16 protein-coding genes and 1 riboswitch are annotated in these 15,675 nt (G+C 74.9%); of the genes, 8 read left to right on the forward strand and 8 right to left on the reverse strand.

From position 1 onward, the window contains the following. Nucleotides 1-14: 14 nt before the first annotated feature. Both ACH0A8_RS10105 and ACH0A8_RS10110 read right to left on the reverse strand, forming a co-directional pair. The gene (locus tag ACH0A8_RS10105) at nt 15-956 is read right to left on the reverse strand and encodes a J domain-containing protein (RefSeq protein WP_400337747.1); all 942 of its coding nucleotides are present in this window, start codon (nt 954-956) and stop codon (nt 15-17) included. 447 nt (nt 957-1,403) lie between these two features. Then, nucleotides 1,404-2,093, reverse strand: coding sequence for an aminoglycoside phosphotransferase family protein (locus tag ACH0A8_RS10110; protein WP_066653685.1), 690 nt, complete (start codon nt 2,091-2,093; stop codon nt 1,404-1,406). A 213-nt stretch (nt 2,094-2,306) separates the two neighbouring features. Here ACH0A8_RS10110 and ACH0A8_RS10115 point away from each other — a divergent pair, with 213 nt between their 5' ends. Next, nucleotides 2,307-2,948, forward strand: a complete 642-nt coding sequence (locus tag ACH0A8_RS10115) for a GntR family transcriptional regulator (protein ID WP_066653683.1) — start codon at nt 2,307-2,309, stop codon at nt 2,946-2,948. Further along, nucleotides 2,945-4,198 carry an MFS transporter gene (locus ACH0A8_RS10120; protein ID WP_200884138.1) on the forward strand — a complete coding sequence of 418 codons (1,254 nt, stop codon included), beginning with the start codon at nt 2,945-2,947 and terminating at the stop codon, nt 4,196-4,198. The genes ACH0A8_RS10115 and ACH0A8_RS10120 overlap by 4 nt, the downstream gene beginning before the upstream one ends. Before the next feature lie 95 nt (nt 4,199-4,293). Here the strand turns inward: ACH0A8_RS10120 and ACH0A8_RS10125 are convergent, their stop codons facing one another. Continuing rightward, the gene (locus ACH0A8_RS10125; RefSeq protein WP_251160138.1) at nt 4,294-5,238 is read right to left on the reverse strand and encodes an NUDIX domain-containing protein; all 945 of its coding nucleotides are present in this window, start codon (nt 5,236-5,238) and stop codon (nt 4,294-4,296) included. A gap of 68 nt (nt 5,239-5,306) precedes the next feature. Beyond that, nucleotides 5,307-5,402, forward strand: a riboswitch (TPP riboswitch). On the opposite strand from ACH0A8_RS10125, the gene thiM reads away from it, so the two are divergent. The 3 genes from thiM (at nt 5,391) to thiD (ending at nt 8,568) form a co-directional block, all read left to right on the forward strand. Continuing rightward, nucleotides 5,391-6,299, forward strand: coding sequence for a hydroxyethylthiazole kinase (gene thiM, locus ACH0A8_RS10130; protein ID WP_406907117.1), 909 nt, complete (start codon nt 5,391-5,393; stop codon nt 6,297-6,299). (Overlaps the previous riboswitch by 12 nt.) Continuing rightward, the gene (gene thiE, locus ACH0A8_RS10135) at nt 6,296-6,964 is read left to right on the forward strand and encodes a thiamine phosphate synthase (RefSeq protein ID WP_251160140.1); all 669 of its coding nucleotides are present in this window, start codon (nt 6,296-6,298) and stop codon (nt 6,962-6,964) included. The genes thiM and thiE overlap by 4 nt, the downstream gene beginning before the upstream one ends. Continuing rightward, nucleotides 6,961-8,568, forward strand: coding sequence for a bifunctional hydroxymethylpyrimidine kinase/phosphomethylpyrimidine kinase (thiD, locus tag ACH0A8_RS10140; RefSeq protein WP_406907118.1), 1,608 nt, complete (start codon nt 6,961-6,963; stop codon nt 8,566-8,568). The genes thiE and thiD overlap by 4 nt, the downstream gene beginning before the upstream one ends. Nucleotides 8,569-8,692: 124 nt before the next feature. Here thiD and ACH0A8_RS10145 read toward each other — a convergent pair whose 3' ends face one another. The 4 genes from ACH0A8_RS10145 to ACH0A8_RS10160 all read right to left on the reverse strand — a co-directional run bounded on the left by ACH0A8_RS10145 (nt 8,693) and on the right by ACH0A8_RS10160 (nt 10,637). Continuing rightward, the gene (locus ACH0A8_RS10145; RefSeq protein WP_066653676.1) at nt 8,693-9,202 is read right to left on the reverse strand and encodes a metallophosphoesterase; all 510 of its coding nucleotides are present in this window, start codon (nt 9,200-9,202) and stop codon (nt 8,693-8,695) included. After that, complete coding sequence (locus ACH0A8_RS10150; protein WP_066653673.1) at nt 9,199-9,735, reverse strand: MarR family winged helix-turn-helix transcriptional regulator; 537 nt, start codon at nt 9,733-9,735, stop codon at nt 9,199-9,201. Before ACH0A8_RS10150 ends, ACH0A8_RS10145 begins: the two co-directional genes overlap by 4 nt. An 87-nt stretch (nt 9,736-9,822) precedes the next feature. Beyond that, entirely contained in the window at nt 9,823-10,284 is a 462-nt protein-coding gene (locus tag ACH0A8_RS10155; RefSeq protein WP_066653671.1) for a VOC family protein, read from the reverse strand. Between the two features lie 56 nt (nt 10,285-10,340). After that, nucleotides 10,341-10,637, reverse strand: coding sequence for a GNAT family N-acetyltransferase (locus ACH0A8_RS10160; RefSeq protein WP_066653669.1), 297 nt, complete (start codon nt 10,635-10,637; stop codon nt 10,341-10,343). On the opposite strand from ACH0A8_RS10160, the gene ACH0A8_RS10165 reads away from it, so the two are divergent. Next, nucleotides 10,636-11,385: an NADPH-dependent F420 reductase gene (locus tag ACH0A8_RS10165; RefSeq protein WP_406907119.1), complete on the forward strand. Its 750-nt coding sequence runs from the start codon at nt 10,636-10,638 to the stop codon at nt 11,383-11,385. The genes ACH0A8_RS10160 and ACH0A8_RS10165 overlap by 2 nt on opposite strands. A 174-nt stretch (nt 11,386-11,559) precedes the next feature. Next, a complete protein-coding gene (locus tag ACH0A8_RS10170) occupies nt 11,560-12,822 on the forward strand; it encodes a hypothetical protein (RefSeq protein ID WP_406907120.1) in 1,263 nt (420 codons plus the stop codon). A gap of 3 nt (nt 12,823-12,825) precedes the next feature. Here ACH0A8_RS10170 and ACH0A8_RS10175 read toward each other — a convergent pair whose 3' ends face one another. Then, nucleotides 12,826-13,683: a LysR substrate-binding domain-containing protein gene (locus tag ACH0A8_RS10175; protein WP_311205268.1), complete on the reverse strand. Its 858-nt coding sequence runs from the start codon at nt 13,681-13,683 to the stop codon at nt 12,826-12,828. A gap of 141 nt (nt 13,684-13,824) precedes the next feature. On the opposite strand from ACH0A8_RS10175, the gene ACH0A8_RS10180 reads away from it, so the two are divergent. Next, nucleotides 13,825-15,147, forward strand: coding sequence for an MFS transporter (locus ACH0A8_RS10180; protein WP_066653656.1), 1,323 nt, complete (start codon nt 13,825-13,827; stop codon nt 15,145-15,147). The last annotated feature ends 528 nt before the right edge of the window (nt 15,148-15,675 follow it).

Raw genomic sequence — 15,675 nt, forward strand, 5'->3', positions numbered from 1 at the left:
GCGTCGCGCCGCCGTCAGACGAAGCGGACGGTCTGCTGCAGGCGGTCGCGGACGTCGAACACGTCGACCGAGCCCTCCGGGGAGAACACCCCGTTCAGGACCTGACCGAGCGCACTGCGACGGACCACGAGCGCGGTGGGCTTGCGCGCCGACCCGACGACCTGGACGTCCTCGTCGACGGCGGAGTCCGGCACGACCATCAGCCGTCCGGTGAACTTCACGCGGGTCTGCTTCTGTACCGCTCGGGCCGCCCGCACGAGCTCCTTGACCGGACGCTCGCCCGGCGCCAGGGTCTCGCCGGCGATGTCACCGTGCTCGATGCGCACGGGAGCGCCCCAGTCGATCGACTCGACGGCCCAGAGTCCGCTCGGGGTCAGCACGGCGTGGTCGAGCTTGCCCTCGGCACCGGCGTCGAGGTCGTGCCACACGGTCACACCGATGCCCATCCCCGCGATGATCGACGCCGTCGCCTCCTCCGCGAGGGCCTCGGCGAGCAGTCGGCGGATGTGCCGCGGCGCGGAGCGGACCAGCGCCGGGTCGTACGGGTCCTCGACGGGGTCGCCGAGACCGACCCACTCGCGTTCGGCCTGCAGGAAGACCTCGCGGGAACGACCACCCGGGTGCCCGTACGAGCGCGCCCGCGGCCGGGAGTCGCGCCGAGCCGTCGGGGGCGCGAACCCCTCGCCGTCGTGCGACCAGACCGAGGACCCGGACGGACCGGACGCCGCGCTGGGGGTCGACGTGCGGGAGCCCGCGTCGTACGCCCGGCGGGCAGCCGGGGTCCCGATGCGCTCCCACGCGATCTGCACCTGGCGGAAGCGCCGGGCGTCACCACCGAGGTCGGGGTGGGTCTCGCGGGCGGCACGACGGTACGCACGGCGGAGCGCGTCGTCGTCGGCGGTCGCGGGTACGCCGAGGACCTCGTACGGGGTGGCGTCGGCCGGGCTGTCGGTCATGGCCCTGCGACACTACCCGCTGGAGCATCGGAGTCCGCCGCGTGCGGGCTGGGAGCTGCCGGGAGGCCCGGTGCACGTCCGACGCGCGCGTCGCGCCCCGAGACGCCGGCGTCTGCGCGGGACGCCGCGGTCCGACGCGCGTCCCACACCGGCGAGACGACGGCGTCTGCGCCGGACGCCGTGGTCCGACGCGCGCCCCACACCGGCGAGACGACGGCGTCGGTGCGAGACGCCGTCCGCCGGTCGAGACGCCGCGGGATCCGGCGGCGTCTCGACGGCTCTGCGGCGTCCGGCACCGACGCCTTCGTCTCGACGGCTCTGCGGCGTCCGGCACCGACGCCGGCGTCTCGCGTGCACAGCGGCGTCTCGCACCGAGGCCGGCGTCTCACGCGCACGGCGGCGTCCCGCACCGACGCGGGTGCCCCGCGCAGCCCGTCCGCGCGGACGTCAGTCGGCGGTGACGGCCGCGCGGATGAGGTCCGCGTGGGACTCGATCCACGCCACGTCGGCCCGGTACAGGTCGGCGTGCCCGTGCTCGAGGTCGCTGAGGAACTTCGGGTTCCCCGCGGCGGCCTCGGTCTCCATCGTCGTGACGAGGGCGACGAGCGAGGCCGTGATCGTCTCGACGAGCACCCCGCGGGAACGGTCGTCGAGCCCGTAGGCGCGGCAGAACTCCGCCGCGCGGTCGAGGCGCTCGTCGAGTCCCGGCGCCGAGCTGCCCTCGACGAGACCGGTGGTGAACGGCGCGAAGCGGTAGACCGCGCTCGCGACGTCCCAGACGCGCGGCCCGGGGTGCGCGGTGTCGAAGTCGATGAGCCCGACCGCGGCGATGCCGTCGTACACGCAGTTGTACGGCGCGAAGTCACCGTGCACGATCGTCTCGACCGGCAGCCGTTCTGCCTGCGACCAGACGTCGACCGCGTCGTCGCGCGGGTAGGTCGCCGCGACGTCGTGGTACTGGCGCAGCAGTCGCGCGGACGTGACGAGGGCCGCCTCGCTCGCGATCTCGGTGCTCCAGGGGTAGTTGCCCGCCGTGCCCGGCACGAAGCTCACCGTCTCGAGGGCGTCCCCGACGGCGATCGGTTCGGGTGCCGCGACGAAGCCCTGCTCGTGCAGGTGCGCGAGCAGCCGGTGCACCGTCGGTGTCCAAGGCCCCGCAGGGCGGTGCACACGGTCGTCGGCTCTGGTGACACGCTCCATCGTGACCTCCTGATCGGTACGTCTCCGTTGACGTGAGGGTCAGCGTAGCGACGCCGGGTGGGCGATGTCTCGATCCGGTCACGACGGCCGCGTGACGATCTCGCTCCACAACGTGTGCAAGCTTGCATGCAAGGCGTAGGATCGGCTGCCGTGAGCGACACCAGCACCGAGGTCTCCGCCGCAGGACGGGCGTACGAGCACGTCAAGCGGGCGATCATCCGCGGCGACCTGCCGGGCGGCACGGCGATCAGCGAGAACGTGCTCTGCCGGGAGATCGGCGTCTCGCGGACACCCGTGCACGAGGCGTTCCTGCGCCTGGCGGCCGAGGACCTCATCCTGCTCGGCGCCCGCCGGGGCGCCGTCGTGCGCCCGATGTCCCCGAACGAGGCGGCGGACGTGCTCGAGGTGCGTGAGGCGATCGAGTCGACCGCGGCGACCCGCGTCGTCACCGACGGCCGCGTGCCGGAACTGGCACCGCTCCTCCAGGCCGAGCTGGCGGAGCAGGAGGCGGCGGTGGCCGCCGGGGACGTCGACCGCTTCGTCGAGCGGGACGCGGCGTTCCACGGCGCCGTCGTCGCGGCGTCGCGGAACGCGATCGCCGTCCGCTTCGCGCGGACGCTCGGCGACCGGCAGCAGCGGCTGCGGCACCAGCTGATGCGCGTTCGACCGGAGCAGTTGCAGGCGTCGCTCGACGAGCACCGGGCGCTCGCCGCGGCCCTCGACGACGGGGACGCCGAGCGGTACGCGGCGGTCCTCCGAGCGCACGTCGCGTCCCACCGGGGCGCGCTGTGAGCGGCGCGACCGGGAGCATCCCGACCACCGGCTCCGTGCCGGTGCCGGTCAGCCGGGTCGCCCCGTGGGCGATGGTCTGGGGCGCGGTCTTCGTGTGCTCGTGGGGCGGCAACCAGTTCTCGCCGCTGCTGCTCATGTACGAGGAGCGGGCGCACTACTCGTCCGTGCTCGTCAACGTCTTCCTCGGGGTCTACGTCCTCGGGCTCGCACCCGCGCTGCTCGTCGCCGGGTCGCTCTCGGACCGGCACGGGCGGAAGCCACTCATGCTCGTCGGCATCGCCGCGGCCGTCGTCGGCAGCGGACTCCTGGCACTCGGGCCGTTCGGACCCGGCTTCCTCGCGGCCGGCCGGCTGTTCTCCGGCATCACGGTCGGCGTCGCGATGGCGGTCGGCAACAGCTGGGTGAAGGAGCTCTCGCAGGGCCGCCACGACCCCTCGGCCGATGCCGGCTCCGGGGCACGGCGCGCGTCGCTGGCCTTCACGCTGGGATCCGGGATCGGTGCCCTCGTCGCCGGTGGGATCGCGCAGTGGGGGCCGGTGCCCGAGGTCCTGCCGTTCCTCGTGCACATCTGCGTCGCGGCACCGTTCGCCCTCGTCGTGTGGCGAGCGCCGGAGACCGCGGTGAACGGTGGCCTCGCCGGTCCGTGGTGGCGGCAGCTCGCGATCCCGAGTGCCGGGCACCGACGCTTCACGCGGGTGGTCGTCGTCGCGGCACCGTGGATCTTCGGGTCCGCTGCGATCGGCTACGGGTACCTGCCGACCCGGCTCGCGGGAGCGACCGGTCCGTGGGGCCTGGTGTTCGCGACCGCCGCGACCGTCGTCGCCCTCGGGGTCTCGAGCGCGGTGCAGCCGCTCGCCAAGCGCGTGCACTCGGTGTCCTCGGCGCGCGGGCTCGTCACCGCCGTCGCCGTGATGACCGTCGGGATCGGGGTCGTGCTCCTGGCGGTGGAGCTGCAGTCGGTGTGGGTCGGGCTCGCGGCGAACGTGGTGATCGGCGTCGGGATGGGGACCGCGCTCGTGTCCTCGTTGCTCGAGGTCCAGCGGATCGCCGGGTCGCGCGACCTCGCCGGCCTGACGGGAGCGTTCTACGCGGTGGCGTACAGCGGGTTCCTGGCGCCGGCGGTCATCGCGGCGATCGCGGGCGGTGCCGGGGTCCCGGTGTCGGTGATCCTGGCCGTCGTGGTCGGGCTCGGGGTGGTGTCGTGGGTGGCGCTGCTGGTGTCGTCGAAGCGGTACGTGCCGGAGGGCTGACGCCGCAGCGGACCGGCGCTGCGGTGCACCGCCGCCGCAGCGGACCGGCGCTGCGGTGGGCCGACGCAGCAGCGGACCGATGCAGCGGCGGCGGGCTACTGCTCGCGGAACCAGCCGGGGCCGCGGACCTCGGCGCCCAGGGCCTCGACCCGGGTGCGGAGCTCCCGGTCCGCCGTGACGACGACGACCGGTGCGTGTCCGTCGCCGAGCGCCGACCGGGCAGCCTCGACGATCGCGTCGTCGCCGGAGCCCTCGGCGCGGACGACCCCGACCGAGTCGGCCGCACCGCCGAGGTCGCCGGCACCGACGGCACCCGCCGCCGTGCCCGCAGCACCGGCACCCGCGCCGGCCGCCCGTGCCTCGCCCTCGAGCACCACCGTCCACCGCGGCCACCAGCGGGCGAAGGGCAACCCGAGCTCCCCCGCGCCCACGCCCCGTCCGGCGAGCGCCGCCACGGACGACAGCAGCCGTTCCGCCGCGCCCGCACGGTCCTTCCACCAGCCGTCCGGGACGCTGCCGACGACGTTCGCCGCGTCCACCACCACGTGCGGCACCGTCTCGATCGCGCCGCGCAGCGCCGGCCACGAGGCTCCGAAGCCCGGGTGCAGCGGCAGCGCGTCGACCTCGGCGACGGGGACCCACGACAGCGCGAGGCTCTCGCGGTCCGCGATCACCGGCTCGAACGGGCGGCGGGCGCGACCGACGACGGTCGTGTAGGTCCAGAAGCCCAGGTCGAGCACGGCGGCGTGCCGCAGGTCGATGCCGTCCTCGGGCACCCCGGCCTCCTCCGCGGACTCCCGGAGCGCGGCGGTGACGGCGTCCTCGTCCTGGTGGCGTGCACCACCGGGGATCCCCCACGTGCCGCCGTGGTGGCTCCACTCCACGCGGTGCTGCAGGAGCACCCGTCCGGCACCGTCGTCGACGAGCAGGCCGGCCGCGCCGAAGCGTCCCCAGGCCTTGGTGCCGTCCGGTCCGACGGCCCACGCGTCGCCGGGGTCGCGGGGTCCGGGCGGCGGTCCGGGAGGGGTCACGTCAGGCACCCGTCAACACTGGCACACCGCACCCCCGGAGTGCCCGGAGGAGGTCGTCGGACGTCGTGTACGGTGTCGTCCGAGACACGGGGTGCCGCACCGAGCGGCTGAGATCACACCCGTCGAACCTGCTCGAGCTCGTACTCGCGAAGGGATCGTCCATGCACACTGCTGCGCCCGTACCCGGACCCGCCGGCTCCCCGTCCCCGGACTGGGCCGACCGCACCGCCTCGCTGCTCGAGGAGGTGCGCGCCCGCAGCCCCCTGGTGCAGTGCATCACGAACACCGTGGTGCAGAACGTCACGGCGAACGTCCTGCTCGCCCTCGGCGCCTCCGCGGCGATGGTCGACGTCACCACCGAGGCCGGTCCGTTCGCCCGCGTCGCCGACGCCCTGCTCGTCAACACCGGCACCCCGCACCCGGAGCCGCGCGCGGCGTCGGTCGAGGCGGCATCCGCGGCCGTCGACGTCGGCACACCGTGGGTCCTGGACCCCGTCGCGGTCGGCGCGCTGCCAGTCCGCACCGCCCTCGCCCGCGAGCTCCTCGCGCTCCGGCCGACCGTGCTGCGCGGGAACGCGTCGGAGGTCCTCGCCCTGCTCGGCGACGCCGACGGCGGCCGCGGGGTCGACAGCACCGCCGGAACGGACGAGGCGCGGGCGGCAGCGCTCCGGGCGTCGGACGGGAGGCTCGTGGGCGCCGTGGCCGTGTCCGGTCCCGTCGACCTGCTGGTCGCGCCGGGTACCGGCGTGGTGCGGGTCGCGAACGGGTCGCCGCTGCTGACCCGCATCACCGGGGGCGGGTGCGCGCTCGGCGCGGTGGTCGCCGCCTTCGCGGCGGTGGTCCCGGACGACCCGGGCGCAGCAGCCGTCGCCGGGACGGTGGTGCACACGGTCGCCGCCGAGCTCGCCGCGCGTGACGCCGGCGGCCCGGGGACCTTCCAGCCGCTGTTCCTCGACCGGCTGGCGACGCTGACCCCCGAGGACGTCCTCCGGGTGGCGCGCATCACCACGGAGTCCGCACCACCGACGATCCCGGGGTCCGCTGCAGCGCCGACGGTGGTCCGACCGTGAGCGCCCCGACGGACCTGGGCGTCTACTTGGTCACCGACCCGGTGCTCGTCGACCGGCACGGCAGGGGCGTGCTCGGCGTCGTCCGTGCCGCGGTCGACGCCGGGGTGCGGCTCGTGCAGGTGCGCGACAAGCAGGCACCGGTCCGCGACCTCCTCGCCCTCACCGCCGCGGTGGCCGACGCCGTCGGGGACCGCGCGACCGTCGTGGTGGACGACCGGACGGACGTCGCGCTCGCCGCCCGACGTGCCGGACACCGGGTCGCGGGCGTGCACCTCGGCCAGTCGGACCTGCCCGTCGCGGCCGCCCGCGCGCTCCTCGGGCCGGACGCCCACGTGGGGCTCACCGCGAACACCCCGGCCCACCTGGCGGCCCTCGCGGAGCTGCCCCGCGGCACCGTCGACCTGCTCGGCGTCGGTGTCGTCCACCCGACCTCGACGAAGCCGGACCACCCGCCGGCGCTCGGCGTGGACGGCGTCGCCCGGATCACCGGTGCGGCGCGCCCGCTCGGGGTCCCGTGCGTCGCGATCGGCGGCGTGACCCTGGACGACGTCGCGCCGCTGCGTGCGGCCGGTGTCGCCGGTGTCGCGGTGGTGTCCGGGATCTGCGCCGCCGCCGACCCGCACGCGGCAGCGGCGGCGTACCTCCGCGCCTGGAGCGGGTCGTGACCGCCGCCGAGCCCGCCGTGGGCTCGACGTCGCCGCCGGTGCCGCCGGTGCCGGTGCCGGGGCGGCCGCACGTGCCGCGGGTCCTCAGCATCGCGGGCACCGACCCGACGGGCGGCGCCGGACTCCACGCGGACCTCAAGGCGATCACGGCGCACGACGGCTACGGCATGGGCGTCGTCACGGCCCTGGTCGCGCAGAACACCCACGGCGTGCGGTCGGTGCACGTCCCCGACGTCGGGTTCCTCCGCGAGCAGCTCGACGCCGTGTCGGACGACGTGGTGGTCGACGCCGTCAAGGTCGGGATGCTCGGCACCGTCGAGGTCGTCCGCACGGTCACGGACTGGCTCCGCGAACACCGCCCGCCCGTGGTCGTCGTGGACCCGGTGATGGTGGCCACGAGCGGCGACCGGCTGCTCGACCGGCAGGCGACCGCCGCGATGGGCGACCTGCTCGCGCTCGCCGACCTCGTGACCCCGAACCGCGCGGAGCTGACCGACCTCGTCGCGCTCGCCGGGGGCACCGCACCGACGCCCCTCGAGGCCGCACGGCTCGTGGCCCGTCGGTGGGACGTCCTGGTGCTCGCGAAGGGCGGGCACGACACGGGGCCGACCGCCGACGACGTGCTCGTCCGGCCCGACGGCTCCGCCCGCACCTTCCGGGGCCCGCGCATCGCGACGACCAACACGCACGGCACGGGGTGCTCCCTGTCGAGCGCGATCGCGACGCTCGCCGCACGGGACGGCGACTGGGAGCTCGCGGTCGGCGGGGCGAAGACGTGGCTCACCGCCGCACTCCGTGGCGCCGACGCGCTCCGGGTCGGGACGGGCAACGGACCGGTCGACCACGGTGCGCTCACCCGTGCCGCGCTCCCCGCGACGACCTGGACGGACCGGTGGTGGGCGGACGTCGCCGAGACCCTCGACCGGACGCTCTCGTGCTCCTTCCTGGAGGGCCTGCGTGACGGCACGCTCGACGGGGACGTGTTCGCCCGGTACCTCGCGCAGGACGTCCACTACCTGCGGGCCTACGAGCAGCACCTGCGACGGCTGGCCGCCACCACGGACGGCGACGCCGCGGCGTTCTGGGCCTCGGCCGCCGCGGGCTGCGCCGACGAGGCGCGCGACCTGCACCACCGCCGCCTGGCGGGCACGCACGCCGACGACCCGGTCCACCCGACGTGCGCCGGGTACCTCGCCCACCTGCAGGCCGCGGCCGACAGCGGGTCGGTCGGGGTGCTCGCCGCCGCCGTGCTGCCGTGCTTCCGGGTCTACGCCTGGGTCGGCACGCAGCTCGGCCGCGCCCCGGAGGGACACCCCTTCGCGGACTGGCTCGGCGCGTACGGCGACCCGGCGTTCGCTGCGGCGAGCGCCGAGGCGACCGCGCGCGTCGAGGCGCTCGCGGCCGCCGCGGACCCGTCCGAGCGGGGGCGGATGGCGCGGGCGCACCGACGGTCGACCGAGTGGGAGCTCGCGTTCTTCCGGATGCCGACGGGACAGGTGGACCCGTCGGCTCGGGTTGACCCCGCGGACGCGGCGGACCCGCCGGAACCGGCGATCCTGGAGGACCCGTCGGCCCCGGCGGACCCGCCGGCGCAGCGCGACTGACCGGACCACGGCCGTCGCACGCGGCACGGGACGGACGGGAGGCTCGGGGCGGACCCGAGCCGTGCGTCCCGGCCGGTGCATCCTCCGTCTGCCGACTCGCCCGTCCGGTGGTCGTGCGGTCGCGTCAGCGCGCCGCCGGCGGCAGCCGGACCGTCTCGACCGTCAGCGCACGCCCGTCCACCGTGCCCCGCATCCACGTGAAGTCGGGCTGCCTGCGGCGGTCCGTCGGCGACCCGGGGTTGAGCAGGCGCATCCCCGACGGCGCGACCGAGTCCCACGGGATGTGCGAGTGCCCGAACACGAGCACGTCGGTGTCCGGGTACGCGGCGTCCGCCCGGCGCTCGCGACCCGTCGCCGCACCGGTCTCGTGCACCAGGGCGAAGCGGAGGTCCTCCACCGTGAAGCGGGCCACCAGCGGCAGCCGGTCGTCGAACTCGGGGCCGTCGTTGTTGCCGCGGACGCCCTCGAACCGACGGGACCGACCCTGCACGGCATCGAGGGTGGCGAGGTCGACCCAGTCCCCCGCGTGCACGACGAGGTCCGCCGCGTCGACGTCCGCCCAGAGCCCCGCCGGCAGGTCCTTCGCGCGCTTCGGCAGGTGGGTGTCGGAGAGCAGGACGAACGAGGTGGTCACGGGGCGTCGGGACCGTCCGTACCGGCGTGGCCGTCCGGCGTCGCGCGGGCGGGCATCGGCAGGCCGGCCTCGTCGGCGGCGCCGAGTCGTTCGAGCAGCCCGGCGAGGAGCGCGATGTCGTCGTCCGACCAGTCGGCGAGCCGTTCCTCGAGCGCGTCGCGGTGCAGGCGCACCGAGCGGTCGAGGGCGGCACGGCCGGCGTCGGTCGCCTCGAGGGGCTTCGCGTTGCCGGAGCCGCCGTCGGTGGTCCGCACGAGCCCCGCCGCGAGCAGGCCGGACAGCTGCCGCGAGATCGTCGAGCGGTTGAGCCGCAGGTACCGGGCGATGTCGATCGCCATGCACCCGGGGTGCTGCACGACGAAGTCGACGAGGGACTGGTCGACGACGCTGAGCACGAGGTCGTCGCCGCGCGCCCGGATGCTCGCACGTCGCGTGATGCGGGCGAGTTCGGTGTAGGCGCGTCCGATGTCGCCGTTGCGGACCTCGTCGTCGGGGCGTCCGCCGTCACGGACCGCCGAGCTCGGGCTGCTCATCGCGTTCTCCAGCCTGTCACTGCGTGCGCCGGGTGCTCGGCGCTGGTGGGTGCCGCCACCCTACCGGCGGTCACGGGCTGCTCCCCCTCAGTGACCGGCGGCTGCGGCCTGCAGCGCGGGGATGTCGAGCTTGACCATGTCCTGCATCGCCTTGAACACCCGGGCGTTGGCCTCGGGGTCACCGCCGCCGGTCATCAGGTCGCCCATCATCGACGGGGTCACCTGCCACGTCAGGCCCCAGCGGTCGTGCAGCCACCCGCACGCGAGCGGTCGGCCGCCGTCGGCGAGGAGCGCGTCCCACACCCGGTCGAGCTCGTCCTGCGTGTCGACGTCGACCTGGAAGGACACGGCGTCGGTGTGCGGGTGCCCCGGGCCACCGTTCATCGCCCGGTAGGGCTGTCCGAGGAGCGTGAACTCGACGACGAGGGCGGTGCCGTCCGGCGTCCGGGCGACGCTGTCGACCCGACTGTCCGGGAAGAGCGACGTGTAGGTCGTGGCGGCCTGTTCGGCCTGGTCGTCGAACCAGAGGAACGGGGTGATCGTGGGCACGGTGCCTCCGGGTGCTCGGGTGCGGCCGCGACGCTGCGGCCGGAGCGTGGGGTGGGTCAGTCCGCGGTGCCGCGGCTGAGCAGGTCGGCCTTCTCGGGGTGTTCGTCGAACCACTTGCCGACGAACCAGCACATCGGCACGATGCGCTTCGTGGTCCTCGCCTCGACGTCGGCGACGGCGTGCGCGACGAGCTCCGCCGCGTAGCCGTGCCCGCGGTGGCTCGGGACCGTGTACGTGTGCGGGAACGACACGGCGTCCTCCGCGGCCCGGTAGTCGAGCACGCTCACGAGCTCGCCGTCGACGTACATCGCGTAGCGGTCGCGGTCGGCTTCGTCGCGGAACTCGTGGGCCATGGCGCCATCATGCACCCGACGGGCAGCGGCCGCACGGCGACGACGGCCCGGGGCGACCGCCGGTGGGAATGCACTGCTCGGCGCCGCGTTGCACGACCGCATGACAACGATCGGCATCATCGGAGCAGGCAACATCGGATCTCAGCTCGCGCGCCTCGCCGTGCAGCACGGCCACGAGGTCGTGATCGCCAACTCGCGCGGCCCCGAGACCCTGCAGGACCTGGTCTCGGAGCTCGGCGAGCACGCCCGCGCGGCCACCCGCGACGACGCGGCAGCAGCGGGCGACATCGTCGTCGTGACCACCCCGCTCGCGGCGATCGAGACGATCCCGGTCGAGCCCCTGGTCGGCAAGGTCGTCATCGACACCAACAACTACTACCCGCAGCGCGACGGCCACATCGCGTCCCTCGACGAGGAGACGACGACCACCGCCGAGCTCCTGCAGGACCACCTGCGCGGTGCCCGGGTCGTCAAGGCGTTCAACCACATCGCAGCCACGGCGCTGACCGACGAGGCCACCCCCGCCGGCACCCCTGACCGCCGCGCCCTGGTGGTCGCGGGCGACGACGCCGACGCCAAGCGGGTCGTCGCCGACCTGATCGACGAGTTCGGGTTCGACGTGGTCGACGCGGGCCCCCTCGCCGAGGGCTGGCGCATCCAGCGCGACACCCCCGGGTACGTCACGCGGTACACCGCCGACGAACTCCGGGCGAAGCTCGCCGAGGCGGAGCGCTACCGCGACATGTAGCCCCCACCTCCGCAACAGGCCACGAAGGCGGTTCCCCGCAGCGGTACAGCTCGGCGCGGAGCCGCCTTCGTTGCGTCTCGCGAGCCCCGGCCGCGAGGTGTCCTGCGCGAAGTGGACTGCGCGACCCCGGAACTGGGGCTGCGCAGCGGTCCATGCACGCGGATAGAAATGACGATGGATCAGAAGAGCGAGGGAGCACGAGTGGCGTCGCACCGCATGCCGGACCGAGACCGGCCGCGTCGAGCGGTCCCTGCGTGGGTCGTCGCACCCCCCGAGGACACCGCCGTCGGCCGGGAGGCACCACGCGCCCCCGCTCCGCAGGCACCCGTCCTCGACGCGGTCGCGGCCGTCCCCGTGGTCACCTCCGGCACGCCGGGTGCGGCAGGTCCGACGCTGCCGCAGGACCCGACCGACGTGCTGCCCGCCGTCGACGTCGTCGTGCCCGACTACCCGCCGCAGGAGCACCTGCTCCCGCCGGCCCCGACCTCGCCCGCGGTGCAGGTGCCGCCGTTCGACACCGCACCGCTGCCGGTGTCCCCCGTCGACGCCGCCGAGTCGGGCGGCCCCCTCACTCCGCCGGTCGACCCGACGCACAGCGCCCACGCCCCGGCACCGGTGGAGCCCCCCGCTCCCGCCGCCCCCGTCGTCGGACAGCCCCGCTTCTCGGTCCCCGGACTCGAGCACGTCCTGGTCGAGGGCGCGGAACCCGAGCCCTCCGGACCGATCGGGTACCGCACGCCGGCGCGCTTCGCCCGGCAGCAGGCACCGCGGCCGACCGTCGTCGACCCTGCGCCGTCCGGCTTCGACGCCGTCATCGCAGCGCCCGCCGCGCCCACCGTCCAGGCACCGTCGGTCTTCCCGGGCGGACCCGCCGCCGCGTCGACGCCGGCGGCCGCCGTGCCCACGGCAGCGGCTGCCGCACCCACGGCAGTGGCCGGGCCGTCGGCAGCCGGTGCCCCGGTCGCCGGCGGTGTGTCCGCGCCCTACCGGCGGGGTCGCCGGTCGGGACCGGCCGCGGCTCGCACCGGCACCGACGCCGAGGTGGGCGGACACGACGACGGTGAGCAGGGCCTCCAGGCCGACCGTCGGGCGTCCCGCGACCGCAGCCGCACCGCGATCGGGGCGACCCCGGCAGCCGTGCTCGGCGCGGTGACCGGTGTCGCCGCCCTCGCCCTCGCCGCCTCGTGGTTCACGGCGCCGGCGACGGTGCACGCGACCGGACTGGTCCTCGGAGTGCTCGCACTCGCGCTGTCGGTGACGGCCCTCCGGACCCCCGCGGCGACGTGGCAGCGACCGGTGGCGCTCCTCGGGGCGGTGCTCGGCGGTGTCGGCACGCTCGTGCTCCTCTGGGCGGTCGCCGCGGCGCTGCTGGCACCCGCCGGCGTGACGCTGCCCGACCTCACCGGCACGGGGACGACGCCGACCCTCGCACCGTAGCGCTCAGACGGCGCGGACGACCCCGCGGGACAGGATCGCGCTCGTCAGGGCGTCGATCGGCTCGCGCTGCACGGTCGGGTTCGCGATGAGCACGTAGTCGACGGCGGGCAGGTCGGGCAGCGAGAGCCGCTGCGACACCTTCACGAGGTCGGCCGGGATCAGCGAGTGCGGGAACACCGCGACCCCGATGCCCGCCCGGACCGCCGCGAGCACGCCGTTCACGTCACGGGTGTTGCAGGTGATCCGCCAGGTGCGCCCGGCGGACTCGAGGGCGTCGATCGCCATCTGCCGGCTGATGCTCGGCGCCTGGTACGCGATCAGCGGGACGGGCTCGTCGGCTTCGAGCGCGAAGCCGTCCTGCGCCATCCACACCATCTGGTCGGTCGCGACGCGGGTGCCCTCGGCGGACTCCCCCGCGGTCTGCTTGATGAACACGAGGTCGAGCTGACCCGCGTGCACCCGGCGGAGGAGCGGCGCGGACTGGTTCACCGTCAGCTCGAGGTTCACCTGCGGGTGCAGCCGGCGGAAGTCCCGCAGGATGCGCGGCAGCTGCGTGATCGCGAGGTCGTCCGCCGCACCGAAGCGGAGCCGGCCGCGGGTCGCGGCCCCGGAGAAGTAGGCGTCGGCGGTCGCGTGCGCGGCGAGGATCGAGCGGGCGAACCCGGCCATCGCGTCGCCGTTGTCGGTGAGCGCCACCCCGCGGGTGTCCCGGGCCACGAGGGTCCTCGCCACCGCGGTCTCGAGCCGACGCACGTGCTGCGAGACGGTCGGCTGGCTGATGCCGAGGCGCTGCCCGGCGAGCGTGAAGCTGCCGGTCTCGGCGACGGCGAGGAACGTGCGGAGCAGCACCGGGTCGAGCACGTGACCTCCTCCGGCGGACGGGCCGCCGCCATTCGACATCGCAATGGAGTGATAGCCACCATAGGGGTGTCGAATGGCCCGGCGCCACGTAGTTTCGAACGGGTACCGACTCCACCCCCGACGATCCGGAGCCCCACCACCGTGAGTGCGTCATCGACGACCCTCCCTCCACCCACCGAACCACTCCCGATCCAGGCCGAGCGTCCACCGTGGCGGCACACCCTCATCGCCCTGTCGGTCCCCAACTTCCGGCTGTTCACCGCAACCAACCTCGTGGCGATGACCGCGGGCTGGATGCAGCGGATCGCGCAGGACTGGCTCGTCCTGCAGCTCACCGGCTCCGTCGCGCAGGTCGGCATCACCGTCGCGTGCCAGTTCGCGCCGATGCTGTTCTTCGGGCTCTGGGGCGGGGTGCTCGTCGACCGGTTCTCGAAGCGCGCGCTCATGATGCTCACCCAGGGCGCCTTCGCGGTGCTCTCCGCACTGCTCGCCGTCCTGACCCTCACCGGCGTGGTCGAGGCGTGGCACATCTGGGTCATCGCGTTCCTGGTCGGGATGGTCACCGTCATCGACAACCCCGCGCGGCAGGTCTTCGTCACCGAGATCGTCGGGCACCAGCACCTGCGGAACGCGATCAGCGTCAACTCGAGCGTGTTCCAGCTCGGCGGGATGATCGGGCCCGCGCTGTCCGGAGCGCTGCTCGTCGCCGTCGGGGCGGGGTGGTCGTTCGGGGTGAACGCGATCGCCTGCGTCGCCGTGGTCGTGACGCTCGGGTTCCTCCGGACCTCGGAGCTCCACCGGACCCCGCCGATGCCGCGCGCCAAGGGACAGCTCGTCGAGGGCCTGCGCTACGCCGTCCGGAAGCCGACGATCCTGGTGCCGGTCGTGCTCATGGCGTTCTTCTCGGTGTTCGCCCTGACGATGCCGGTGCTGCTCTCGGCCTTCGCGTCGGAGGTCTACGACGTGGGCGCGGGCGGCTACGGGGTGTTCAACTCCGCGGTCGCGGTCGGAGCCCTGGCCGGGGCGCTGCTCTCGACCAGGCGCGCGACCGTGCGGCTGCGGACGATCGTCGGCGGGGTGTTCTGGACGGGCGTGCTGCTCGTCGTGAGCGGCTCGATCCCGGTGATCGCGCCGTTCACCGTGGCGCTCGTCGCGGTCGGGATGTCACAACTGCTGTTCATGACGGCGTCGAACTCGCTCGTGCAGCTGTCGTCGAACGTCGCGATCCGAGGCCGGGTGATGTCGCTCTACGTGCTCGTGCTGCTCGGCGGCCAGGCCGTGGGCGGGCCGGTCATGGGGCAGGTCGTCGACCACTTCGGCGCGCACGTCGGCATGGTGGTCGCCGGGGGCGTCCCCGCGGTGGCGGCGGTCGTCGCCGGCGTCGTGCTCGCACGGCGGGGCGGGCTGCACCTGGCGGTGCGGATGCGGCACCACGTGCCGCTGCCCGCGATCGAGGCGCGGTAGCGCGCGGCGCGGGGCGCGCGGGGCGCGGCTGCGGGGCGCGGGGCTGGAGCACAACCGGAAGCACGTCGCGCCACGGGATCACGTGGCACGACGTGCTTTCCGTTGTGCAGGAGCACGCGGCACCACGAGGCGGACGGGAGGCACGGTGCCACCTCGCACCGCGCCTCCCGTCCGGCGACGGAACACGCGCAGGGGCGCGGCACAACCGAGCGAACGTCGCGCCACGGAAACACACGGCGCGACGTGCGTTCCGTTGTGCAGGAGCACGCCGCACCACGCAACGGACGGGAGGCACGGGCAGACCCCGCACCGCGCCTCCCGTCCGGCAACGGAACACGCGCAGGGGCGCGGCACAACCGAAAGCACGTCGCGCCACGGAAACACACGGCGCGACGTGCGTTCCGTTGTGCAGGAGCACGCCGCACCACGTAGCGGACGGGAGGCACGGGCCGACCCCGCACCGCGCCTCCCGTCCGGCAACGGAACACGCGCAGGGGCGCGGCACAACCGAAAGCACGTCGCGCCACG

The sequence above is a fragment of the Curtobacterium sp. 179-B 9B NHS genome (assembly GCF_045370965.1).
Lineage (GTDB): Bacteria > Actinomycetota > Actinomycetes > Actinomycetales > Microbacteriaceae > Curtobacterium.

What these genes read in the sequence shown, in the direction of transcription:
- ACH0A8_RS10150 (WP_066653673.1), bottom strand. Translation starts at nt 9,735, where the DNA reads ATGAGCAGCCCGAGCTCGGCGGTCCGTGACGGCGGACGCCCCGACGAC.
- thiM (WP_406907117.1), top strand. Translation starts at nt 5,391, where the DNA reads ATGCACACTGCTGCGCCCGTACCCGGACCCGCCGGCTCCCCGTCCCCG.
- ACH0A8_RS10170 (WP_406907120.1), top strand. Translation starts at nt 11,560, where the DNA reads ATGGATCAGAAGAGCGAGGGAGCACGAGTGGCGTCGCACCGCATGCCG.
- ACH0A8_RS10165 (WP_406907119.1), top strand. Translation starts at nt 10,636, where the DNA reads ATGGCGCCATCATGCACCCGACGGGCAGCGGCCGCACGGCGACGACGG.
- ACH0A8_RS10105 (WP_400337747.1), bottom strand. Translation starts at nt 956, where the DNA reads ATGACCGACAGCCCGGCCGACGCCACCCCGTACGAGGTCCTCGGCGTA.
- ACH0A8_RS10160 (WP_066653669.1), bottom strand. Translation starts at nt 10,637, where the DNA reads ATGGCCCACGAGTTCCGCGACGAAGCCGACCGCGACCGCTACGCGATG.